This is a genomic window from Dactylosporangium sp. NPDC050588 (assembly GCF_040654975.1).
GTDB classification, from domain to species: Bacteria; Actinomycetota; Actinomycetes; order Mycobacteriales; family Micromonosporaceae; genus Dactylosporangium; species Dactylosporangium maewongense.
Window position 1 is genome coordinate 1 of the sequence record NZ_JBFAJA010000092.1, and the last position, 21,831, is coordinate 21,831.

The following is a 21,831-nucleotide window of genomic DNA, read 5'->3' on the forward strand; positions in this document are numbered from 1 at the left end:
GGCGGCGGGGCCGCTCGTGGTGCCGCGCGCCACAGGACGTCAGGCCGAGTGATTCATTCGTCGCCCGTGCGCTTACGCCAGTCGCGCATCGCGTCGCGGATCTTGTCGAACACCGCGGTCGGCGGGCCGACCATGAGGTTGACGGTCGCGGACTCGCCAGCCGACGGGTGCGGGCGCGTCGGAACAACTGACTCGGCCGCCTCGAACGCGGCCGCCATCCGGCGCAGCCGGTCAATGTCGGCGTGCTGGCGCAGTTGCGCGAACTCCAGCCGCTCCTCCTGCGCCGCATGCGCCAGCACCGATTCGGCCAGGACGCCAAGGTGCCGGTCGAACTCCGGATGATCGATCCCCTGGTCGTAGAGGTCGGCGAGCGCCCGCTTCGACTCGGACTCCTCTTGAAGCCGTTCGCCGACCACCGAATCTCCGTTGGGAATCAGGTCACGCGCCGCCGGGTGCACGACCACTTCCTCGGCGTTCTCGTGCACGGCCAGCATCCGGACCAGATCGTGGAACAGCTGCTCCTTCTGCCCCGCCTGAGCAGAGCCGACGCGCATGAACATCTGCTTGATTTCGGTATGCCGAGCGAGCAGGATCTCCACGATGTCGCGCTGTGTCGACGGCTCGCTGATGGCCTGGCTCACGTCGTTCGGTGAGGCGAACCGGTCACGGGAAAGGTCCTGCAAGGTCCGCACGACGTTGTCGTCGGCACCGTGCTCGCGAGCCTCCTCGACAAGACCCTGTTTGTTCGTCGGGTAGTGGACGTCGCCGAGGTACCGCTGGACCTCGATCGCGCTAGCAGTCATGCTCTGCCAGTACCCACCGGTGCATGCTCCAAGCCGAGGCCATGCCACGGAATCGCCTCGGGCCGGGACCTCACCGAACCGGGATGATTTCGCGTTTGCCCAGCTCAACAGCCGAGTAACGAGGAGCGCGCCCGGCGTCGGCTTGCGGCAGCTCCGTGCCGGAGCCCGGCAGTCGCCTACTGGTCCATCGTCGCCTCGACTGGAGCGACCTGGGGGCCGACGCGGATCGCGTACGCGGCGACACCGGCCACCAGCAGCGTCGCGGCGGTGACGGTGGCGATGCGGTTGCCCGGTTCCTGCACCATCCACAGCGCCGCGTGCCGCCACCGCGGCCCGCCGGGGGCGGCCATGAACGCGGCGAGGGCCGCCCACGCCACCGGCACCTGCCAGGCGGCGCGGGCGCCGGCGACGGCGGCGCCGAGGCCGATCACACCGATCAGGCCGGCCGTGTTGCGCAGCACGACCCACACCGGGCCGAAGTCGGCGCCGAACGGGCGGGCGGCGAGCAGCAGGGCGGCGACCACGATGCAGCAGGCGACGAGGTGCGCCGCCCGGCGCGGTGGCCACGGCAGCGCGGCGGTCCGGTCCAGTGCCGGGTCCGGGCCGGCGAGGGTCGGGCCGAACGGCGCCGCCGCCATCGCGGTGGTGAGCACCGCGAGGCCGGCGGGCACGCCGGCGCGGTCCATCATGCTGGACCAGGCGGCCACGACCAGCGCCACGGCGCCCGCCGAGCCGGCGACGGCGACCGGGACCCGCCGTGAACGCAGGTACAGCCGCAGGCCGCGGGTCACGGTGCTGCCTGACCGGTGAGGTACGGCATCAGGTCCTGCTCGCAGCGCGCGGCCGCGTCGCGCAGCGCGGTCACCCGGTGCAGCTGCTCGGCCCCGGGCAGCGCCCGCAACGCCTGCACGCCGGCCCGCACCTCGGGCTGGTACCTGTCCGCGTAGTCGAAGCCGGACCACGAGTCCCACAGCCGGACGGTGTCGGTGTCCAGCAGCCACGCGGCGGCGACAGCCTGGGCCACGTCGTCGCTGCCGTGGCCGCACCCGGACCAGCGGGTGCCGCCGCCCATGACGATGCTCTCCGCGACGTCGGGGTCGCGGCCGGTGCCGGGGTCGACCTCCAGCTGGAACTGCACGGTGCCAGGCGGCGGTTTCGGCCGGAACCACTGGTCGCTGTCGTTCTCGCCGATGGTGTCCAGCCGTAGCTCGACCGCGCGGGTCGGTGCGCCGGGCAGCTTCGCGAGGGCGCGCAGGGCGCGGCGGGCGTCGGCGGAGACGCCGGGCAGCAGGTGGGCGTGCACGGCGGTGACGCAGACCTGCGGGGTGCCGTCGGCGCAGACGTACCGGTACGCGCCGGCGTCCAGCTGCCAGATCCCGGACGGGCCCGGGTTCGCGATGAGGACCAGACCGGCGACGCCGGCGGCGAGGCCGGCGAACGCGCCCGCGCGCCACAGGACCGACGCGCCCGCGGCGAGCAGGACGCCGGTCAGCAGCAGCCCGGCGCCGAGAGCGAGGTGGCTCAGCAGCAGGCGGCTGGACGTCGTCTCCCACACGGTGTCCGGCGGCCAGGAGATCATCAGGGAGAGGTTGCCGAGCCGGTCGTCGCCGTGTGCGATCTCCGACGCGCCGACCTGCACGACCAGCACGGCGGCGGCGAGCAACGGCGGTACCACCGGCGCGGACCAGCGCCGGCCGGCGGCCATGCCCGTCCAGGCCGCGCCGACGAGCACCAGCGCGTCGACCAGGGCCGCGACGGCGCCACGCAGCCCCAGGTACGTGCCGGCGAGCAGGGCCGCGCCGGCGGCGAGGACGAGCAGGTGCGCGGCCGCGACGGCGATGCCGAGCGCGCCCATCGCCGGCAGCGCGCGCTGCCAGCGGGGCCGCCCGGTGCTCAGCAGCAGGTCCTCGGCGCGGGTGCGGCGGTCCCGGCGGCCGAGGACCGCGCCGCCGGCCAGCGCGAGTGGCATCAGGATGAACATGCCGGTGGTGTGCACGTAGCCGAGGCGCAGCCACTGGCCCTGCCAGAAGGTGTACATGCTGGCGGCGGACAGCCCGCCGACCACGACCAGCAGCACGGCCACGGCCGGGGCGTTGGATCGGCGCAGCTCGGTGCGCAGCGGCCGGATCATGCCGCGTCCCGGTGCCGGTGCAGCAGGACCGAATAGCCGCGCTCGGCCGGGCTGTCACCGACGCCGCCGGTCTCACCGTGCCGGATCAGGTCGGCGGGCACGCCCTGGAAGACCAGGCTGCCGTCGCCCATCAGCACGACGTCGGTGCAGGCGGCGACCACGTCCTCCACGAGGTGGGTGGAGACCAGCACGCAACTGTCGGCGCCGAGCTCGCGGATCAGCTCACGGAACTCCACGCGCTGCTCCGGGTCCAGCCCGACGGTCGGCTCGTCCAGCAGCAGCAGGTCCGGCTCGTTGACGATCGCCTGCGCGATCCCGGCGCGGCGCAGCATGCCGCCGGACAGGGACTTGAGCTTGGCGTCGGCGCGGTCGGTGAGCCGCACCCGGTCGATGGCCTGTTGCGCGGCGGCCGGCACCGCCGAGGACGGCATCTCCCGCAGCCAGGCCATGTACTCCACGGCGTCGCGGACGGTGAAGCGGGGGTAGAAGCCGAACTGCTGCGGCAGGTACCCGAGCCGGGCCCGCACGGGCCGCAGCGCCCGGCCCGCGGTGGCGTCGATGCCGAGCAGCCGCAGCGTGCCGCGGTGCGGGCGGACGACCGTGGCCAGGGCCCGCATCAGCGTGCTCTTGCCGGCGCCGTTGGGGCCGAGCAGCCCGTGCACGCCGGTGCCGAGGCGAAGGTCGAGGCCGTCGACGGCGAGGTGCCGGCCGGCTTTCACCGACAGTCCGGCCGCCTCGATGGGCCAGGCATGCCGGCTCGGTGCCACCTCGTCGGCGCTCACTGCGCGTACCAATGTCGTCTCCTTTGTCAAGGTCAGCGCCAGGTGGCGGGGTTTCGCAGGTGGTCGGCGCGCAGTGCGGTCAGCAGCGCCAGTACGACGGCGGCGGCGGCCCACGCGGGCATGGTCTCGGCCCGGATCAGGGCCTCCGCCGGCGCCGTGGCGGACGCGCTGCCGTGACCGAACGTCACCGCGCCGGCCGCCGCCAGCCAGCCCCCGCCGAGCAGGGCGGACGCGAGCGGCACGCCGATGCGGCTGCCGAGCAGCAGCGTCGCGGCGGTGAACGTCAGGCACGGCAGCAGCCACAGCGCCGGGTTGCGGCCCAGAGCCAGCCCCGCCACCGTCAGCGGCGGCAGGACCAGGGCAAGGACGGCGAGGGTACGGCGCAGCAACAGCTCCAGCCCGGCCCGGGCGGTCCCGGCGATCGTCTCCCAGGCCGGGTTGGCCCGGTGGGACCACGTGACCGCCAGTCCCGCGAGGGGCGCGACCGGCGCCAGCAGCAGCACCACCGAGGGCCGGTCGGGATAGTTCCAGTCGAGCAGGACGGCGGCGAGGATCGCGCTGCACGTCATGGCGGCCCAGCCGAGCACGGACCAGCCGGTCCACCGCAGCCGCCACCGTCGCAGCCGCCCCTGCAGCGGCGACCGGGGCACCGGCCGCGGTCCGCTGCGCGCCTTGGCGAGGATCGTGGTGCGGGTGTCGTCCAGCAGCGCCCGCAGCGGCGGGGCCGCCAGCTCGCCCAGCCGCGCCCGGCACTGCGCGCACCGCTCCAGGTGCACCTCGATCGTCCAGGTGGTGGCGGGGTCGGGGCCGAGGGTGCCGGCGGCGTACGCGGCGAGGGCCGCCGGTGCGACGTGGGGTGCGACGTGCGCGGTCATGTCAGCGCCTCCCGTAGCGCGGTGCGGGCGCGCCGCGCCCGGCTCTTCACGGTGCCCTCCGGCAACCCCAGCAGGATCGAGGTCTCGCGCACGGTGAGCCCGTCCAGGACCATCGCGGCCAGGACCGCCTGCAGCTCCGGCGCGAGGCTGTCCAGCGCCGCGCCGAGCTCCAGGCCGATCGACCCGGCAAGGGCCTCGTCCTCGGCGGCCGGCGCGCTGCGCTCGGGCAGCACGTCCGTCGGCACCTCCTGCAGGCGGGACCGCCGGCGCAGCGCGTCGACGAGGCGGCGCGCCGCGATCGTCCAGATCCAGCCGACGGCCGTGCCGCCCGGCGCGTCCGCCCCGCCGGACTGCCGCAGCCCGGTGAACGAGCCGGCCGCCCGCCACACCGTCAGGTAGGTGTCCTGCAGCACCTCGGCGACGATGCCGTCGTCGCCGCAGCGGCGGCGCAACCGGATCGCCAGCCAGGGCGAGGTCCGCCGGTACAGCTCGTCGAACGCGTCCAGATCGGCGCGCGCGACCCGCCGCAGCAGCCGCTCCTCGTCCTGATCACTTCCTCCCACGTCTAGATGGTCGACCGCGAGGCACCCGGCGGATCACCAAACGACGTGACCTGAGTCACATGCACATCGCCGCGAGCCCGCAGGACAGGCCTTGCGTTTGGTCCGGCACGGTGACCGGCTTGCGTGAAGAGCGGCAGTCGGCCTTCGTCTCCGGAGCGGGCACCGCCAGCGCCTTGGTGCCGCTCGCGGTCGCCGACCGGCAACGGACCGGTTGTCTCGTCGGTGGCCTCACCGTCCTGCACCGTCGCTGCCAGCAGTGTCCGGTCCGGGAACAGTCGGCCCGCGGTTGCCAGCGCGGCCCGCGCACCGGCGGAGCCGTCGTACCCGACGAGCACCGCCCCGGTGGCCAGCGCCGCGAACTCGTCGATCAGCAGTGGATGCGGCACGACGAGGACGTGCCGGTGCGTGTAGTGCACGACCATGTCGGACACGCTGCCCAGCACCGCGCGGGCGCCTCCGAGCCCGCGCGAGCCGACGATGGCCAGATCGGCGTCGACCTGCTCGGCGAACCGCAGTCCCTCACCGCCGTAGCTGGACACGACGAGCGGTTCGGCGCTCCAGCCGGCGGCGGTGGCCAGGGTGACGCCGACCGCGGCCATCCGGTCGGCCTCGCGCTGGCCCTCCGCTCGACGGCCTCGACGAACGCGTCAATGTGCCTGGCGCCGGACCACAGCCGGTCCCGCAGGCTGGTGCTCAGGCCGTCACCGCGTCGAGCGAACCACCGGTCAACGCCGCCTGCCGCGCCGCCCATCGCAACGCATCCTTCGAAGCCTCCGACCCGTCGACGCCCACAACAATCCGGCCCACCACGTCGTCACCCGTCATCGTTGACTCCTCCCGTCCTCCAGTCACAGTTCCGGTCAGCTCGCCCGCGCGCCGACCCGCACCGCCTCGCGCAGCTGCGGGTCGCTCATCACGAGGTAGACCAGCCCGCAGTCCTGCGGCCCGCTCGCGCCGGGATGGCAGAGCGTGCAGGGCTCACCCGGCCGCACCGGGCACCGGGGCTCGGGCCGGCGTCCGGGATGATCATTCATGACTCCATCGTGGCTCCCCTCCCGCAGTGCCGCACAGGGGCGATAGGCCCTACGAGCGATGCCGGTGGACCGGGAGGCGCGCGCCGTTTGACGTGCCGGCCGGTACAGGCGTCCGCCGTTGTTCGCGACGGTTGTCCGCCGGCGTCGCCCCCGGTGCGGCGGCCGAGTCGCGAGATCGATGTTTGTAAACGCTTGACACCTCCGTCGATGCGGTGATCCCATCTGTATTAACTGTCAGGCAACTTGCCTAACAATTCAAGGCTCCTCAGTTGGAGGCTCGATGGGTTCCAGAGGACGGCAACAGGCGAGACGATGGATCACTCCCCTGCTGGCGGCAGCAGTGGTGGCAGCGATCCTTCCGCTGGCGGAACCGGCGCAGGCCGCCGCGACCCGGTATGAGGCAGAGAGCGCCACCATCTCCGGCGGCGCCGTGGAGTCCAACCACACCGGCTTCACCGGAACAGGATTCGTCAACTACGACAACGCGACCGGCGGCTACGTCGAGTGGACCGTCAACGCCGCCACGGCGGGAACCGCGACGATCGGGCTCCGCTTCGCCAACGGCACCACAACCGACCGGCCGATGGACGTCAGCGTCAACGGCACGGCGGTCGCCACCTCGCTGTCGTTCCCGGGCACCGGCAACTGGGACACGTGGCAGACCAAGACCATCACCGCTGCGGTGACCGCCGGCACCAACAGGATCCGTGCCGTCGCGACGACCGTCAACGGCGGCCCCAACGTCGACCGGATCGACGTCGACGTCGCGCCGCCGACGTCGGACTACCAGGCGGAGAACGCGACCGTCTCACAGGGCGCGGTCGAGTCCAACCACACCGGGTTCACCGGCACCGGCTTCGTGAACTACGACAACATCGTCGGAAGCTACGTCGAATGGTCGATCCCGGCCGCCACCGCGGGCAACGTGAGCGTCGCCATCCGATACGCGAACGGTGTCGCGAACGGCGCGAGCGTCGACCGGCCGATGGACGTGACGGTCAACGGCACCCTCGTGCGCAGTGCCCTGTCGTTCCCGAGCACCGGCAACTGGGACACCTGGCAGACGGTGACGGTAACCGTCGGTCTCTCCGCCGGCACCAACCGGATCCGGGCCATCGCCACGACCGCCAACGGCGGGCCCAACGTCGACCGGCTCAGCACCGGCGTCCCCGGCGACACCGCACCGCCGACCGCGCCCGGACAGCCCGCCTGCAGCACCATCACCGAGAACAGCATCAACTTGTCGTGGGGTGCCTCGACCGACAACGTCGGCGTCGTCGCGTACGACATCTACCACGACGGCAACAAGATCGGTGAGGCCGCCGGGAGCGCCACCGCGAAGTCCCTGACCGGCCTGCAGCCCAACTTCGAATACCGCCTGTCGGTCTTCGGCCGCGACGCGGCAGGCAACGTATCCACGAGCAGCCCGCAGGCGATCTGCCGGACCCTCGCCAGCTCCGACACACAGGCGCCGACCCCGCCGACCGGCTTCGCCACCGCCAACGTCGCCGGCAGCTCCGTCGACACGTCGTGGACCGCGTCGACCGACAACGTCGGCGTGACGGGGTACGACGTGCTGGGCGCCGGCGGCTCGGTGCTCAAGTCGGTCGGCAACGTGACCTCGACGACGGTCACCGGGCTGGCGTGCAACACCACGTACACGCTGACCGTGGTCGCGAAGGACGCCGCCGGCAACACCTCCTCGCCGAGCAACGCGAGGACCTTCACCACCACCGCGTGCAGCGGGGGCGTGCCCTCGAGCATCACCACCGTCTCGACCGGCTGGACGATCCCGTGGGGACTCGCCTGGCTGCCGGACGGCCAGACGGCGATCGCGACCGAACGCGACTCTTTCAAGGCCTTCAAGGTCACCCTGAGTGGCGCGAGGACCCAGGTCGGCACCGTGCCGAACACGGTCACCACCAACGGCGAAGGCGGCCTGCTCGGCGTCGCGGTCGACCCGAACTGGAACAGCAACCACTACGTGTACTTCATGCACACCGCCGCCGAAGGCAACCGCATCGCCCGGATGACCTACAACGGCACGACGCTCTCGGCGTACACGTCGCTGGTCACCGGCATCATGAAGAACCGCTACCACAACGGCGGTCGCTTGGCGTTCGGCCCTGACGGCTACCTCTACGCGACCACCGGCGAGGCGCAGACGCCCGATCTCGCCCAGGACAAGAACTCGCTCAACGGCAAGATCCTGCGGATGAAGACCGACGGCACCCCGGCGCCCGGTAACCCGTTCGGCACGCTCGTGTACAGCTACGGCCACCGCAACCCACAGGGCATCGCCTGGGACTCGCAGGGTCGGCTGTGGGAGGCCGAGTTCGGCAACAGCCAGTTCGACGAGCTCAACCTCATCAAAGCGGGACGCAACTACGGCTGGCCGACGTGTGAGGGCACCTGCAGCGTCTCCGGGATGGAGAACCCGAAGCGGCAGTGGTCGGTGAGCACCGCCTCGCCGAGCGCGATCGCGATCGTCCGGGACGTCGTGTACATGGCGGCGCTGCGCGGCCAGCGGCTGTGGCGGATCCCGTTGCTCGACGGCGAGAACACCGGCACACCGACGGCGTACTACGTCGGCACGTACGGGCGGCTGCGCACCGTGGTCAAGGTGCCGGGCGCCGATCAACTGTGGCTGTCGACCACCAACTGCGACAACAACGGCGGTGCGGCCGCCGGCTCCGACCAGATCTTCCGGATCGCGATCAGCTAGTCGATTCCGAACCCCCTGGAGGAACGATGCGACTCATGAGCAGGCGCGCGGGCCTGACCGCGCTCGCGGTCGGCGTCGTGGCGGCGATGACGCCACTCGCACTGCATGTCCCGTCCGCCGAGGCCGCCACGACGGTCTACCAGGCGGAGAACGCCACCATCTCGCAGGGCGTGGCGGAGTCCAACCACGCCGGCTACACGGGCACCGGATTCGTGAACTACGACAACGTCAGCGGCTCGTACGTGCAGTGGTCGGTGACCGCCGCGGCCGCCGGCAGCGCGACGCTCACCATCAGATTCGCCAACGGAACGACCACCAGCCGGCCGATGAACATCAGTGTCAACGGCACGACCGTCGCGTCCGGCGTGGCGTTCAACGGCACCGGCAACTGGGACACCTGGCAGGACGTCAACGTCACCGCGACGCTGAACGCCGGCGCCAACACGGTCCGGGCCACCGCCACCACGGCCGGCGGCGGGCCCAACGTCGACAAGCTCACGGTCGTCGACGGCAGTACCGGCGGGCCCAGCATGGCCGTCGCGCCGTACGAGTACTTCGGCTGGGGCAACCCGCAGAGCCCGACCTCGGTGATGTCGGCGACCGGCATCAAGTTCTTCACGCTCGCCTTCATGCTCTCCGACGGCGGATGCAACCCGCTGTGGGACGGCTCGCGTCCGCTCACCGGCGGCGACGACCAGGCGAAGATCAACGCCATCCGCGGCGCGGGCGGGGACATCATCGTCTCCTTCGGCGGCTGGAGCGGCAACAAGCTCGGCGAGAAGTGCTCGTCGGCATCCGCGCTCGCCGGCGCGTACCAGAAGGTCATCAACGCATACCAGCTCAAGGCGATCGACATCGACATCGAGGCGACCGAGTTCTCCAACGCCACCGTCCGGCAGCGGGTCATCACAGCGTTGAAGACGATCAAGACCAACAACCCGGGCATCAAGACGTTCGTCACGTTCGGCACGACCCCGACCGGGCCGGACTCCGACGGCATCGATCTCATCAACAAGGGCGCCGCGACCGGCCTGAACAATGACGGCTGGACCATCATGCCGTTCGACTTCGGCGGGCACAGCGGCACGATGGGCGCCGCGTCGGTCAGTGCCGCCGACGGCCTGAAGAACGCCGTCAAGAACGCCTACGGCTACAGCGATGCCGTGGCCTATACGAGGATCGGCATCTCGTCGATGAACGGCAAGACCGACGAGACCGACGAGACCGTCACGCTCGCCGACTTCCAGACGATTCTGGCGTACGCGCAACAGCACCACCTGGCCCGCCTGACGTTCTGGTCGGTCAACCGCGACCGGGCCTGCGGCAGCGGTTCCGACGCCGATTCGTGCAGCGGCGTCTCGCAAGCGGCGTACGCATACACCAAGGTGCTCGTCCAGTACACCGGCTGAGAAGGGATCCCCATGAAGCTCAGACAGTTCGGTTCGGCGCTGTCCGCAGTCGGGCTGGTCGTGGCACTGTCGCCATTGGCCTCACCGGCGGCAGCGGCGGCGTCCGTGGACTATCAGGCCGAGAGCGCGACGATCTCGCAGGGTGTGGTCGAGTCCAACCACACCGGCTACACCGGCACCGGATTCGTCAACTACGACAACGTCAGCGGCTCCTACGTCCAGTGGTCGGTGACCGCGTCGGCGGCCGGCACGGCCACGATCGTCCTGCGGTATGCGAACGGCACCACGACGAACCGGCCGATGGACATCTCCGTCAACGGCACGGTGGTCTCCGGCGCACTGTCCTTCCCCGGTACCGGCAACTGGGACACCTGGCAGACCAAGACGGTCACGGCAGCGGTGAACGCCGGCACGAACACGATCCGCGCCACCGCGACCACCGCCAACGGCGGGCCCAACGTCGACAAGCTCAGCGTCGCCGTGGACACCGGACCACCGCCGGGCGGTCCGGCCGTGCCCTTCGGCAGTCACCTCTTCCCCTATGTGAGCGGCACGCTCAGGCCGAGCGGCACGCAGTCCACTGTGGACCAGGCGGTCGTCACCTACTACAACAAGTGGAAGGCCGCGTTCGTCAGGCAGAACTGCGGCAACGGCTGGTACGAGATCATCTCGCCGGACGCCGATCACCCCTATGTCGCCGAGGCGCAGGGCTACGGCATGGTGATCGTGGCCACCATGGCCGGCGCCGACCCGAACGCGAAGACCGTCTTCGACGGACTGGTCAAATACATGTTGGCCCATCCGTCCGTACACAATCCCGATCTGCTCGCAGCTGAGCAGGACACGGCCTGCAAGAGCGTCAACGGTTCGGACTCGGCGACCGACGGGGATCTCGACGTCGCGTACGGGCTGCTCCTGGCCGACAAGCAGTGGGGCAGCGCCGGAACCTACAACTACAAGCAGCTGGCCATCAGACACATCAATGCGATCAAGGCCAACGAGGTCAACCCTACGACCCATCTGCTGCTCCTCGGCGACTGGAGCACCCCGGGCGACAGCCTCTACTGGACGACCCGGCCGTCCGACTTCATGATCGACCACTTCCGCGCATTCAAGACGGCCACCGGTGACACGACGTGGGACACCATCCGCACCGCGCACCAGAGCCTCATCACCGACCTGCAGAGCCGGTACGCGTCGAGCACCGGGCTGCTGCCCGACTTCGTCGTCGACACCAACACCACGGCGCGGCCGGCGCCCGGCGAGGTGCTCGAGGACCCGAACGACGGCAAGTACTTCTGGAATTCCTGCCGCACCCCGTGGCGTATCGGCGCGGATGCGGTGACCAGCGGCAACGCCGCCTCGCTCGCCTCGGCCCGCAGGCTCAACACCTGGGTGCGGGGCAAGACCGGCGGCAACCCGAACAGCATCGCCGTCGGCTACTCGCTCAGCGGCACGGCGATCTCCTCCGGCAGCGAGCCGGCGTTCTTCGCACCGTTCGCGGTGGCGGCGCTCACTGACTCCGGCAGCCAGCCGTGGCTCGACGCGCTGTGGACCAAGATGGTCAACACGTCGTTCACCAGCAACGACTATTACTCGACGAGCATCCAGCTCCAGGTGATGATCGTCGTCAGCGGCAACTTCTGGGCTCCCTGATCGCAACTGTCGGGTCCGGTGTCCCCCGCTGGGCACCGGACCCGACCACGTGTGCATCGGTGGGATGGACGGCGGCGGCGCCGGTCGCCCGGCGCGGCAGGTGCTGCTCAGCCTCCCGGTACGGGAAAGTTGCCGGGGTCGCGGTGGACACGTCGGACAGACCGTGACGTGGCCGACCACCCCGCCATCTCCCGTCCGTAGACGGCAGCCTTCACACCGGCCTCCTCGTGACCGCGTCCCCGGCGAGGAAGCACGACAGGAGTCGCCTGAAGTCGTGTGGGTGCTCGATCGCCGGTACGTGGCCGCATCGCCCGAACACGTGCAGCCGGACATCGGCCAGGTGTCCGAGCAGGGGCAGCGCGGCCGTCTCGATCGGGGTGACCCGGTCCTCGGCGCCGTGGACGAGCAGCACGGGCGCGCGGATCGCTGCCAGCGTCTGCGCCGGGAGGGCGAGCGCGTCGGCCCAACGTGCTCTGGGTGGTGGGAACAGCGACGCGAACGCGGCCTCCCCCGCTCGCATCGCGGCGGCACGGGCATCGACTGCCGGCTCGGTCACCAGCGCCTGGTCGAAAACGAGGCGACGCAACATGTCCCGCGCCCCGAGCGGGCCGGCGGGGGCGGCCCAGATCGCGTCGAGGTCGGCGGACAGCGGCGCCCCGGGGGCGCCCATCGTCGAGACCGCCACGACCCGGGTGACCCGTTGGGGACGCGCGGCCGCCAACGCCAGCGCCACGGCGCCGCCCATGGAGTGGCCCACCACGGCGTAGTGCTCGATACCGAGCGCGTCCATCAGGCCCGCGGCCTGCTCCGTCCACAGCCGGAGCCCGCCGACGGCGCCCGCCGGGACCGGCGTACGGCCGAACCCCGCCTGGTCGGGAGCCACCAGGCGCCAGGATGTGCCCAGCGCCTGCGCCGTCGTCGCCCAGGCGCCGGACCCGGTCGTGCCGGGTCCGGAGCCGTGCAGCATCAGCACCGCGGGCCCCGTGCCGTCCTCCATGACGTGGACACCGGATCCGTCGACGGTGACGGTCCGAAACGCCGTCACCGGGGCAGGTCAGGGGTACTCATGCCGGGTCGGCGTTGACGGACTTCGCGAACAGCTCCATCATCGCCCGGCCGAACTGCGGCATGTCGGGCCAGCCGCGGCAGGAGACGAGGTTGCCGTCCACGACGTCGGGGGCGTCGATGACCGTCGCGCCCGCGTTCTCCATGTCACCGGTGATGGGCGGGAAGCACGCCGTCTTGCGGCCCTTCAGCAGCCCGTACACCGCCGGCACCTGCGCGCCGTGGCACACCAGCGCGATCGGGAGGTTTCGCGCGAAGAAGTGCTCGGTGATGCGCCTGACGTGGGCATCGACCCGGATCCACTCGGGGGCGCGTCCGCCGGGGATGATGAGGGCGTCGTAGCGCTCGACGTCGACCTCGGACCAGGGCACGTCGACCGGCAGCTTCCGGCCGTTCTTCTCCACGTAGGCGTCGGAATTGGGGTCGAACTCGTGGATGACCAGCTGCACGTCGCGCATCGTCCGTGACGAGACGTCAACGTCCCAGCCGCCCTCCTGCACGCGGTAGTAGGGGTACATGGTGTCGAGCTCTTCGGCGGCGTCGCCGGTCAGGAGCAGTGCTCTGGGCACCTGCTTCTCCTCGCATCTGGGGGACGGGGGAACCAATCCAATACGATCCGATCCGGTTGCGTCAGCATTCCTCGGGCCGGCCTGCCCGTCAAGCCTCCACCGCCATCCCGTCGAAGAGCCGCCGGAACCGCTCGCCGGAGCGCAGGATGTGCCGGCGCATGGCGTAAGCGGCGGCGTCGGGGTCACGCGCGGCGACCGCGGCCACGATCGCTTCGTGCTCGGCCATCGCCAGGTGGGTGACCTGGATGTCGTGGTGCAGCCGGAACAGGTGCACGTGGGTGTGCAGGCGAGCGAGCGCTTCGCGGATGACCTGGTTCTCCGCGCTCAGGGCGATGAGATCGTGAAAGGCGGCGTCGCGCAGCCCGAAGGCGCCGTAGGCCATGGGCCCGACGCCCCGCTCCAGCTCCGCCATCTCCTCCAGCATGCTCCGCAGGCCGGCCACCTGCTCCGGGGATGCCCGCTCGGCGCATCTGCGCGCCGCCGCCGGCTCCAGGAGCAGGCGGATCTCGAGCATGTCCTCGAACCGTTGCCGGGTGATCTGCGGGGGAATGCGGTATCCGGCATGGGGCACCCGCACGACCAGACCCTCGGCCTCCATCCTGTTCAGCGCGTCACGGATCGGCGTCTGCGAGACCCCCAGCTCGCGCGCCAGGACGTCGATCGTGACGCGGGAGCCGGGCTCGATCCGTAGCGACATCAGCTGTCCGAGCAGCGTGTCGTACACCTCGTCGGCGAGCCGGCCGCGAGATCTTCCCGGCGGCATCGCGCCTGTCATGGCGCCGTGGCCCCACCCGAGCGTCGCTTCGTCGTCCATCGTGACGTGAGGTCCCCTTCGTGCGTCTTCGCGAGCCTGTTGACATCGATCGCAGAGCTGCTGCATGCTGACGGCCACTCAGATCGTATAGGAAAAGTGAGGATGCCAGTCATCCTGCACCCTCGCGGAACCGCCCGCCAGCACGCAACTTCGATCACCTGAGGCTCCCACGAGCATGCTCGACGTCCTGCTCGGCTCGCCACTGGCCCGCCGTCCAAGGACCGAACGACATTCGAACTCGCGGCGTACCCGTGACGCCGGTCTGCGGTAAGGCCCGCGACGGGCCGGCAACACGCCTGAACACCCCCGGCACCTGCTCGGCGAAGCACGCAGCAACGCTCCCGAAGTCCCCACCGAGAAAGCAGGCAGAGGATGCGGTACCCACAGCGAACAGGACGACTGTCCGTCCCCGGCCGAAAGGCGCAGCTCGCGGCGGTGGCCTTACTGCTGGCCACGACCGTGGCGGCGTGCGGCGGCCAGGACGACGACGCGAAGGCGGGCGCCCCCAAGGCGCCGGCGAGCATTCCGGCGCTCACCCAGGACCCGCTGACCCTCAGCTTCATCTGGTTCGACTGGCCGCCCGCCCACGCGCTGGAGGAGTTCGCGAACGCGGAGTACAAGAAGGAACGGCCGAACGTCACCATCAAGGTCAACACCGTACCGAACGCAAACTGGCACGACGCGATGTTCACCCAGTTCGCCGCGCGCAAGACCGACTTCGACATCGCGATCCTGGACTCGCAGCACATCGGCGAGGCCGTGACGAACGGCAACATCCTCGACATCACCGACTTCGTCAACAAGAACATCGACGTCAAGGCCTACAATCCGTATCTGCTGGCGGCCTACGGCCAGTTCCCGCAGGCGGAGACCGGTAAGCGCGACGAGAACGCCAGCCTGTACGGCCTGCCGCTGCTCGGCGACACGTGGACGATGATCTACCGCAAGGACCTGATCGGCGACAAGCCGCCGCAGACCTGGGACCAGATGATCTCGGCCGCCGAGAAGTGCCAGGCGGACAACCCCGGCATCAGCGGGCTGGCGTTCCACCAGGCCAACGGCTCCGATGCCGCGGCCGTCACCTACAACACGGTCAACGGCGTCTACGGCGGCAACCTCTGGAACGCCAAGGACCGCAAGATCGACGGCGTCCTCAACGACCAGGCCGGGCAGGAGGCGATGGACGTCCTGGTCAACAAGATGAAGCCGTTGACCGCCAAGGGATCCGGCAACTGGTTCATCGACGAGGTGAACGCGTCGGTCGCCCAGGGCAAGGCCTGCATCGCGTTCCAGTGGATCGCTGCGAGCGGCGGCCTGCTCGACCCGAAGCAGTCGACGCTCGGCACCACGCGGGAGCAGATCCTCACCAAGCTCGGCTTCGCCACCCTGCCGGCGCAGAAGACGAACCTGGTGCCGCTCGGCGGCATGGGGATGCACATCTCGGCCTACTCCGCCAAGCCGAACCAGGCGGAGGCCCTGAACTTCATGAAGTGGTTCGAGCAGGCCGACATCCAGAAGAAGTGGGCCGCGGCCGGTGGCGTGCCGTCGCGCACGGACGCATTGCAGTCGCCCGAGTTCCTCAACGCCTCGCCGTTCAACCAGGTGTACGCGGACTCGGTGCCGCGGATGCGGGACATGTGGAACGTGCCCGAGTACGCGCGCCTCGTCGACATCGAGAACACCAACGTGAACGCGGCGCTCAACGGCGCGAAGCAGCCGAAGGACGCGCTCAACGACATCGCCAAGGAGCAGCAGAAGGTGCTCGACTCGAGCAACCGCAAGGGCGGCGGCGGGCTGTGAGTGACCCCGTCCCGCTGAAGACCGACGACTCCGGGCAGGTGGCGTCCGCGACGCCGCCTGCGCGGGGCCGGTCCCGCCGGCTGAGCGACCGCGGGCTCGCCGTGGTCTTCACCGCCCCCGCGTTGCTGCTGCTGCTCGCCATGTCGGTGTTTCCGTTGCTGTGGACGCTCTACCTGTCCTTCACCGACTACTCGGCCACCCGCGGGGGGCCCGCCGAGTTCATCGGGTTCGGCAACTACACCGCCATCCTGACGTCGCCGCAGGTCCACCAGCGAACCCTGACGACGCTGATCTTCGTTGCCGGCGCGGTCGCCCTGCAGACCGTGCTCGGTTTCGCCATCGCCTACCTGATCTCCCGGCGCACCCGCGGCCGGGGCCTGCTGACCACGCTGTTCCTGGTGCCGATGATGCTGTCGCCGGTCGTGGTCGGGCTGTTCTGGCGGTTCATGCTCGACGCGCAGTTCGGCGTGGTCAACAGCATGCTCGGCTCGCTCGGCCTGGGGCAGGTGGAGTGGCTCACCCGGCAGCGGACGGCGCTGCTCTCCCTGATCGTGGTCGACACCTGGCAATGGACGCCATTCATCATGCTCATCGCGCTCGCGGGCCTCACCGCGGTCCCCAAGTACCTGTACGAGGCCGCCTCGATCGACCGGGCGTCCGAGTGGTTCCGGTTCCGCACCATCACGCTGCCGCTGGTGTGGCCGCTGCTGCTCATCGCCGTGCTGTTCCGGGCGATCGAGGCCTTCCGGCAGTTCGACCTCGTCTACATCCTCACCAGCGGAGGTCCGGGGGTGTCGACCGAGACGTTGTCGTTCCACGTCTACAAGGTCGCGTTCCTGGGCTTCAACACCGGAACCGCCTCGGCCTACGGGATCCTCATGGTTCTCGTCGTCATCGTCCTCACGCAGCTCTACCTGCGCTACCTGAACAAGCTCAAGGAGGACTGATGGCCGTCTCCGTCGACGAGGCCGTGTCCACCGGTCCGGTCCGGGACCACACGCCACCCACACGCCGCTTCGGCGGCCGGGGTCGCGCCGTTCTGGAGGTCGTGCTGCTGACCGTGCTGGCCGTCGTCATGCTCTTCCCGGTGCTGTGGATGATCGAGACGTCGATCAAGCAGAACCGGGACGTCTACGCCGTGCCGGCCAAGTTCTTCGACTTCACCGTCACCATGGACCACGTCAAGGACGTGTTCGTCTCCTCCGGCAACGGCCGCTCGGGCCTGTCGGTCTCGTTCCTCAACTCCGTCGTGGTCGCCGGCGTCTCCACGGTGCTGGCCACCGTGCTGGGGGTCCCGGCGGCCTGGGCCTACTCACGCTTCGCCATGAAGGCCAAGAAGGACCAGCTGTTCTTCATCCTGTCCACCCGCTTCATGCCGCCCGTGGTGGTCGTGATCCCGATCTTCCTCATGTACCGCCAGGTCGGGCTCATCAACACCCAGCTCGGCCTGATCCTCATCTACACCGCATTCAACGTCCCGTTCACGATCTGGATGATGAAGGGGTTCGTCGACGAGGTCCCCGCGGAGTACGAGGACGCCGCCATGCTCGACGGCTACACCCGCCTGCAGGCGTTCCGGAAATTCACCCTCCCCCTGCTCGTGCCCGGCATCGCCGCGACGGCGGTCTTCGCCCTCATCTTCTCCTGGAACGAGTTCGTGTTCGCCATCTTCCTCACCTCCAGCGACGACGTGCGGACCGCCCCGCCCGCCATCGCCGGCCTCATCGGCGGCACCACCGTCGACTGGGGTCTCGTCGCCGCCGCCTCCGTGGTGTTCGCCCTACCGGTGCTCGTCTTCGCCTACCTGGTGCGCAAACACCTCATCGCCGGCGTGACGCTCGGGGCGGTGCGACGCTGATGGCCGGCATCGAGGTCACCGCGCTGCACAAGCGCTACCCGGACGGGACGGTCGCGGTCGACCACGTGGACCTGTCCATCGGCGACGGCGAGCTGTTCGTGATGCTCGGCCCTTCCGGCTGCGGCAAGACGACCACGCTGCGGGCCATCGCCGGCCTGGAGCGGCAGACGACCGGCGACATCCGCATCGGCGACACACTGGTCAACGACCTGCCGCCCGCCGAGCGCGACATCGCCATGGTGTTCCAGTTCTACGCGCTCTACCCGCATCTGCGGACCCGCGACAACCTGGCGTTCCCACTGCGGGCCGAGGGACTGCCCGAGCCGGAGGTCCGCAAGCGGGTCGACGAGGCCGCCAGGCTGATGCGACTCGGCCCGCTCATGGACCGGCGGCCGCGCCGGCTGTCCGGCGGGGAGCAGCAGCGCGTCGCGCTCGCTCGTGCCCTCGTACGGCGACCGCGCGCATTCCTCATGGACGAACCGCTCACCAACCTGGACGCGGAACTGAGAGCGGACATGCGCACGGAGATCAAACACCTGCAGGGGCAGCTCGGCACGACGATGGTCTACGTCACCCATGACCAGGTCGAGGCGATGTCGCTCGGTCACCGGATCGCCATCCTCAACAAGGGCCGCGTCGAGCAGATCGGCACACCGCTGGAGGTCTACGACCGTCCCGCGAGCCTGTTCTGCGCCGCGTTCATCGGCTCCCCGCCGATGAACCTCATCGAGGTGGAGGTGGCCGACGGGAAGCTGCGCAGCCAGGGCGGGCTGGACCTCACGCCACCGCCGGGCGTGCCGCGCGACCGCGGCCTCATCGCAGGCGTCCGGCCGGAGGCGCTCGAAGTCACCGCACCAGGGGCGGAACGTTCCGTCCCGGCCCGGGTCGTCGCGGCGGAAGGGCTGGGCGACGAGATCATCTACGTGATCGACCACGGTGGCCGGCGCGACGTCCGCGTCCGGATGCCACCGACGATCCGTTTCGCCGTTGACGCACCGGTCGGGCTGCGGCACTCCGGCGGCACCCCGACGGTCTACGACGTGAGCACGGAAGAGCTGGTGGCCTGATGGGAACCGTGGCAGTACACGGGCTGCGCAAGTCCTTCGGTGAGGTCCAGGCCCTGGACGGGGTGACACTGGACGTCCCCGACGGCTCGTTCTTCGTCGTGCTCGGGCCCTCCGGGGCAGGCAAGACGACGACCCTGCGAGCGATCGCCGGCCTGGACAAGCTCGACGCCGGATCGGTCCACCTGGACGGCAGGGACGCGACCGGCGACGAACCGGCCGCACGCGACCTGGCCATGGTCTTCCAGAGCTACGCCCTCTACCCGCGGCACACGGTGTACGAGAACATCGCCTCACCGTTGCGGGCACGCCGCAAGACAACCGGCGAGATCGCCGCCGCCGTCGAGCAGGTGGCGAAACTGCTGCACATCGAACGGCTGCTGCGGCGCCGTCCCGCACAACTGTCCGGCGGCGAGATGCAGCGGGTCGCCCTCGCCCGGGCGCTGGTCCGCCGCCCCCGCGCGTTCCTCATGGACGAGCCGCTGACGAACCTCGACCTCAAGCTCCGCGTCGAGATGCGCACCGAGCTCACCCGCATCCACCGCAGCCTCGGGGCGACGTTCGTCTACGTGACCAACGACCAGGTCGAGGCCCTGTCCATGGCCGACCAGATCGCGGTCCTCAAGGAGGGCACGGTGCAACAGGTCGGGACACCGACCGAGGTGTACGAGCGGCCGGCCAACCAGTGGGTCGCGGGCTTCGTCGGAAGCCCGCGGATCAGCCTGCTCGCCTGCCACGCCGAGGGAGACCGCCTGGTCGGGGCCGCAGGCTGGACCCTGCCGCGGCCCCGCTGGACCACGGCCGAGGACGGTCGTCCGCTGCTGCTGGGCGTACGCGCCGAGGACCTGTCCGTCGAGCAGCGCGGGGACGCGTCACTGGAGGGTGAGCTCTACGGGCTCGAACCGCTCGGCGACCGGACCGTGGTCGACGTCCGAGTGGGGACGGAGATGCTCAAGGTCAAGGCCCGGCCCACCGTCACCGGCACGCCGGGCGAGCGGCTGCGCGTCACGGTCGACCTGGACCGGGCGCACCTGTTCGACGCGGACACCGGGCTGGCGCTGTCCGAGGCAGGCAGGTAGCCGCGTAGCGCCCCGGCGGACCGTCACCGGTGCGCCGTTTCCTCAACGCGCGTGGCGCGACCTGCTGAGCTCACGCTGCCCATCACCACGAACGTCACAGGAGGCGACCCCCAATGCGTGACCCGATGGACGTCCTGGCCCCCGAGCACCGGCGGCTCCGGATCGGCGACGCCTGGCGCGACGCCGCCGGCGGAGCCACCTTCGCCGTCGAGGACCCGGCCACCGGCAAGACCATCGCCGAGGTGGCGGACGCCGGCGTCGCCGACGGGCTCGCCGCTCTGGACGCGGCGAGCACGGCGATGGCGCAGTGGGCGGCGACCCCGCCGCGAAAACGATCGGAGCTGCTGACCGCGACGTACCGGGCACTGACCGAACGGTCCGAGGAGGTCGCCCGGTTGATCACGCTCGAGATGGGCAAGACGCTCGCCGAGGCCCGCGGGGAGGTGACCTACGGCGCCGAGTTCTTCCGCTGGTTCGCCGAGGAGGCGGTACGCGTCGAGGGGCGCTACAACACCGCTCCGGCCGGCGGGTACCGCATCCTCACCGTGCCGAAGCCGGTCGGGCCGTGCGTCTTCGTGACGCCCTGGAACTTCCCGTTGGCCATGGGTGCCCGAAAGATCGCTCCCGCGCTGGCGGCGGGCTGCACGACGATCACCAAGCCGGCCGCCCAGACACCACTCACCATGCTGTTGCTGGCCCGCATCATGGAGGAGGTCGGCGTTCCCCCGGGCGTCGTCAACGTGGTCACCACCAAGCGTGCCGGCGCGGTCGTCTCAGCGCTGCTGGCAGACCGCCGGACCCGCAAGCTCTCGTTCACCGGGTCGACCGAGGTCGGGCGCGTGCTGCTGCGCCAGGCGGCGGACAACGTGCTGCGCACCTCCATGGAACTGGGCGGCAACGCGGCCCTGATCGTGTGCGCCGACGCGGACCTGGACGTCGCGGTCGACGGCGCCATGGTGGCCAAGATGCGCAACCTCGGGGAATCCTGCATCGCGGCCAACCGGATCTACGTCGAGGAGCCGGTGCACGAGGAGTTCGTGGCGCGCTTCGCCGAGCGGATGGCCGCGCTCTCGGTGGGCCACGGCCTCGACGACGGCGTGGACGTCGGGGCGCTGATCGACGAGCCCTCGGTCGCCAAGATCGACGAGCTCGTCGCCGACGCGGTCGACCGCGGCGCCCGCGTCCTGGTGGGCGGCGAGCGCCCGGACGGGCCGGGCCACTTCTACCCGCCGACGGTCCTCGTCGACGTGCCCGACGACGCGCGGATGCTGCAGGCGGAGATCTTCGGCCCGGTGGCGCCGATCATGTCGTTCACGTCCGACGACGAGGTGCTGGCCAAGGCCAACGACACCGAGTACGGCCTGGTCGGATACGTCTTCACCCGGGACCTCCAACGGGCGCTGCGGTTCACCGAAGGACTGCAGACGGGGATGCTCGGCGTCAACCGTGGCCTGATCTCGGACCCGTCAGCTCCGTTCGGAGGCGTGAAGCAGTCCGGGATCGGCAAGGAGGGCTCGCACGAGGGCATCCGCGAGTACCTCGACGTCACCTACGCGGCGATCGACCTGCCGTGACCGGCTCGCCGTCCGCCCAGCACATCGCCG

21 protein-coding genes are annotated in these 21,831 nt (G+C 70.5%); 9 read left to right on the top strand and 12 right to left on the bottom strand.

Features of this window, described 5'->3' with window-relative positions; genetic code table 11:
- Positions 1-53: 53 nt before the first annotated feature.
- The 9 genes from AB0I21_RS46140 to AB0I21_RS46180 all read right to left on the bottom strand — a co-directional run bounded on the left by AB0I21_RS46140 (position 54) and on the right by AB0I21_RS46180 (position 6,188).
- The gene (locus AB0I21_RS46140) at positions 54-803 is read right to left on the bottom strand and encodes a DUF2795 domain-containing protein (RefSeq protein WP_360570592.1); all 750 of its coding nucleotides are present in this window, start codon (positions 801-803) and stop codon (positions 54-56) included.
- A 176-nt stretch (positions 804-979) separates the two neighbouring features.
- Positions 980-1,594, bottom strand: coding sequence for a hypothetical protein (locus tag AB0I21_RS46145; RefSeq protein WP_360570594.1), 615 nt, complete (start codon positions 1,592-1,594; stop codon positions 980-982).
- Positions 1,591-2,934, bottom strand: coding sequence for a hypothetical protein (locus AB0I21_RS46150; protein WP_360570596.1), 1,344 nt, complete (start codon positions 2,932-2,934; stop codon positions 1,591-1,593). Before AB0I21_RS46150 ends, AB0I21_RS46145 begins: the two co-directional genes overlap by 4 nt.
- On the bottom strand, positions 2,931-3,728 hold the full coding sequence (locus AB0I21_RS46155; RefSeq protein WP_360570598.1) for an ABC transporter ATP-binding protein: 798 nt from the start codon (positions 3,726-3,728) through the stop codon (positions 2,931-2,933). Before AB0I21_RS46155 ends, AB0I21_RS46150 begins: the two co-directional genes overlap by 4 nt.
- Before the next feature lie 20 nt (positions 3,729-3,748).
- Positions 3,749-4,591, bottom strand: coding sequence for a zf-HC2 domain-containing protein (locus AB0I21_RS46160; protein ID WP_360570600.1), 843 nt, complete (start codon positions 4,589-4,591; stop codon positions 3,749-3,751).
- Positions 4,588-5,154, bottom strand: coding sequence for an RNA polymerase sigma factor (locus AB0I21_RS46165; protein WP_360570602.1), 567 nt, complete (start codon positions 5,152-5,154; stop codon positions 4,588-4,590). Before AB0I21_RS46165 ends, AB0I21_RS46160 begins: the two co-directional genes overlap by 4 nt.
- A gap of 2 nt (positions 5,155-5,156) precedes the next feature.
- A complete protein-coding gene (locus AB0I21_RS46170) occupies positions 5,157-5,753 on the bottom strand; it encodes a universal stress protein (RefSeq protein ID WP_360570604.1) in 597 nt (198 codons plus the stop codon).
- Positions 5,754-5,847: 94 nt separating this feature from the next.
- Positions 5,848-5,979 carry a universal stress protein gene (locus tag AB0I21_RS46175; protein ID WP_360570606.1) on the bottom strand — a complete coding sequence of 44 codons (132 nt, stop codon included), beginning with the start codon at positions 5,977-5,979 and terminating at the stop codon, positions 5,848-5,850.
- 35 nt (positions 5,980-6,014) lie between these two features.
- Positions 6,015-6,188, bottom strand: coding sequence for a DUF6767 domain-containing protein (locus AB0I21_RS46180; protein ID WP_360570608.1), 174 nt, complete (start codon positions 6,186-6,188; stop codon positions 6,015-6,017).
- Between the two features lie 343 nt (positions 6,189-6,531).
- On the opposite strand from AB0I21_RS46180, the gene AB0I21_RS46185 reads away from it, so the two are divergent.
- From AB0I21_RS46185 to AB0I21_RS46195, 3 genes are read left to right on the top strand one after another with little or no spacing between them, the layout of a single operon-like run.
- On the top strand, positions 6,532-8,913 hold the full coding sequence (locus tag AB0I21_RS46185) for a PQQ-dependent sugar dehydrogenase (protein WP_360570610.1): 2,382 nt from the start codon (positions 6,532-6,534) through the stop codon (positions 8,911-8,913).
- Positions 8,914-8,948: 35 nt separating this feature from the next.
- A complete protein-coding gene (locus AB0I21_RS46190) occupies positions 8,949-10,322 on the top strand; it encodes a carbohydrate-binding protein (protein WP_360570612.1) in 1,374 nt (457 codons plus the stop codon).
- Positions 10,323-10,334: 12 nt separating this feature from the next.
- Positions 10,335-11,978 (top strand): glycosyl hydrolase family 8, encoded by a 1,644-nt coding sequence (locus tag AB0I21_RS46195; RefSeq protein WP_360570614.1) that lies wholly within the window; start codon positions 10,335-10,337, stop codon positions 11,976-11,978.
- Between the two features lie 211 nt (positions 11,979-12,189).
- Here AB0I21_RS46195 and AB0I21_RS46200 read toward each other — a convergent pair whose 3' ends face one another.
- The 3 genes from AB0I21_RS46200 to AB0I21_RS46210 all read right to left on the bottom strand — a co-directional run bounded on the left by AB0I21_RS46200 (position 12,190) and on the right by AB0I21_RS46210 (position 14,504).
- Positions 12,190-13,023 (bottom strand): alpha/beta hydrolase, encoded by an 834-nt coding sequence (locus AB0I21_RS46200; RefSeq protein ID WP_360570616.1) that lies wholly within the window; start codon positions 13,021-13,023, stop codon positions 12,190-12,192.
- Positions 13,024-13,042: 19 nt separating this feature from the next.
- Entirely contained in the window at positions 13,043-13,612 is a 570-nt protein-coding gene (locus tag AB0I21_RS46205) for a DJ-1/PfpI family protein (protein ID WP_360570618.1), read from the bottom strand.
- A gap of 88 nt (positions 13,613-13,700) precedes the next feature.
- Positions 13,701-14,504 (bottom strand): GntR family transcriptional regulator, encoded by an 804-nt coding sequence (locus AB0I21_RS46210; RefSeq protein ID WP_360570620.1) that lies wholly within the window; start codon positions 14,502-14,504, stop codon positions 13,701-13,703.
- 357 nt (positions 14,505-14,861) lie between these two features.
- Here AB0I21_RS46210 and AB0I21_RS46215 point away from each other — a divergent pair, with 357 nt between their 5' ends.
- The 6 genes from AB0I21_RS46215 to AB0I21_RS46240 all read left to right on the top strand — a co-directional run bounded on the left by AB0I21_RS46215 (position 14,862) and on the right by AB0I21_RS46240 (position 21,801).
- A complete protein-coding gene (locus AB0I21_RS46215) occupies positions 14,862-16,226 on the top strand; it encodes an extracellular solute-binding protein (RefSeq protein ID WP_360570622.1) in 1,365 nt (454 codons plus the stop codon).
- Positions 16,223-17,173: a sugar ABC transporter permease gene (locus tag AB0I21_RS46220; protein ID WP_360570624.1), complete on the top strand. Its 951-nt coding sequence runs from the start codon at positions 16,223-16,225 to the stop codon at positions 17,171-17,173. The genes AB0I21_RS46215 and AB0I21_RS46220 overlap by 4 nt, the downstream gene beginning before the upstream one ends.
- Positions 17,173-18,084, top strand: a complete 912-nt coding sequence (locus tag AB0I21_RS46225) for a carbohydrate ABC transporter permease (protein WP_360570626.1) — start codon at positions 17,173-17,175, stop codon at positions 18,082-18,084. Before AB0I21_RS46220 ends, AB0I21_RS46225 begins: the two co-directional genes overlap by 1 nt.
- Entirely contained in the window at positions 18,084-19,151 is a 1,068-nt protein-coding gene (locus tag AB0I21_RS46230; protein ID WP_360570628.1) for an ABC transporter ATP-binding protein, read from the top strand. Before AB0I21_RS46225 ends, AB0I21_RS46230 begins: the two co-directional genes overlap by 1 nt.
- Positions 19,151-20,227 carry an ABC transporter ATP-binding protein gene (locus tag AB0I21_RS46235; RefSeq protein ID WP_360570630.1) on the top strand — a complete coding sequence of 359 codons (1,077 nt, stop codon included), beginning with the start codon at positions 19,151-19,153 and terminating at the stop codon, positions 20,225-20,227. Before AB0I21_RS46230 ends, AB0I21_RS46235 begins: the two co-directional genes overlap by 1 nt.
- Positions 20,228-20,340: 113 nt before the next feature.
- Positions 20,341-21,801: an NAD-dependent succinate-semialdehyde dehydrogenase gene (locus AB0I21_RS46240; protein WP_360570632.1), complete on the top strand. Its 1,461-nt coding sequence runs from the start codon at positions 20,341-20,343 to the stop codon at positions 21,799-21,801.
- Positions 21,802-21,831 lie beyond the last annotated feature (30 nt).

What these genes read in the sequence shown, in the direction of transcription:
- AB0I21_RS46175 (WP_360570606.1), bottom strand. Translation starts at nt 5,979, where the DNA reads ATGACGGGTGACGACGTGGTGGGCCGGATTGTTGTGGGCGTCGACGGG.
- AB0I21_RS46180 (WP_360570608.1), bottom strand. Translation starts at nt 6,188, where the DNA reads ATGAATGATCATCCCGGACGCCGGCCCGAGCCCCGGTGCCCGGTGCGG.
- AB0I21_RS46190 (WP_360570612.1), top strand. Translation starts at nt 8,949, where the DNA reads ATGAGCAGGCGCGCGGGCCTGACCGCGCTCGCGGTCGGCGTCGTGGCG.
- AB0I21_RS46235 (WP_360570630.1), top strand. Translation starts at nt 19,151, where the DNA reads ATGGGAACCGTGGCAGTACACGGGCTGCGCAAGTCCTTCGGTGAGGTC.
- AB0I21_RS46230 (WP_360570628.1), top strand. Translation starts at nt 18,084, where the DNA reads ATGGCCGGCATCGAGGTCACCGCGCTGCACAAGCGCTACCCGGACGGG.
- AB0I21_RS46170 (WP_360570604.1), bottom strand. Translation starts at nt 5,753, where the DNA reads ATGGCCGCGGTCGGCGTCACCCTGGCCACCGCCGCCGGCTGGAGCGCC.
- AB0I21_RS46150 (WP_360570596.1), bottom strand. Translation starts at nt 2,934, where the DNA reads ATGATCCGGCCGCTGCGCACCGAGCTGCGCCGATCCAACGCCCCGGCC.
- AB0I21_RS46160 (WP_360570600.1), bottom strand. Translation starts at nt 4,591, where the DNA reads ATGACCGCGCACGTCGCACCCCACGTCGCACCGGCGGCCCTCGCCGCG.
- AB0I21_RS46140 (WP_360570592.1), bottom strand. Translation starts at nt 803, where the DNA reads ATGACTGCTAGCGCGATCGAGGTCCAGCGGTACCTCGGCGACGTCCAC.
- AB0I21_RS46240 (WP_360570632.1), top strand. Translation starts at nt 20,341, where the DNA reads ATGCGTGACCCGATGGACGTCCTGGCCCCCGAGCACCGGCGGCTCCGG.
- AB0I21_RS46225 (WP_360570626.1), top strand. Translation starts at nt 17,173, where the DNA reads ATGGCCGTCTCCGTCGACGAGGCCGTGTCCACCGGTCCGGTCCGGGAC.
- AB0I21_RS46195 (WP_360570614.1), top strand. Translation starts at nt 10,335, where the DNA reads ATGAAGCTCAGACAGTTCGGTTCGGCGCTGTCCGCAGTCGGGCTGGTC.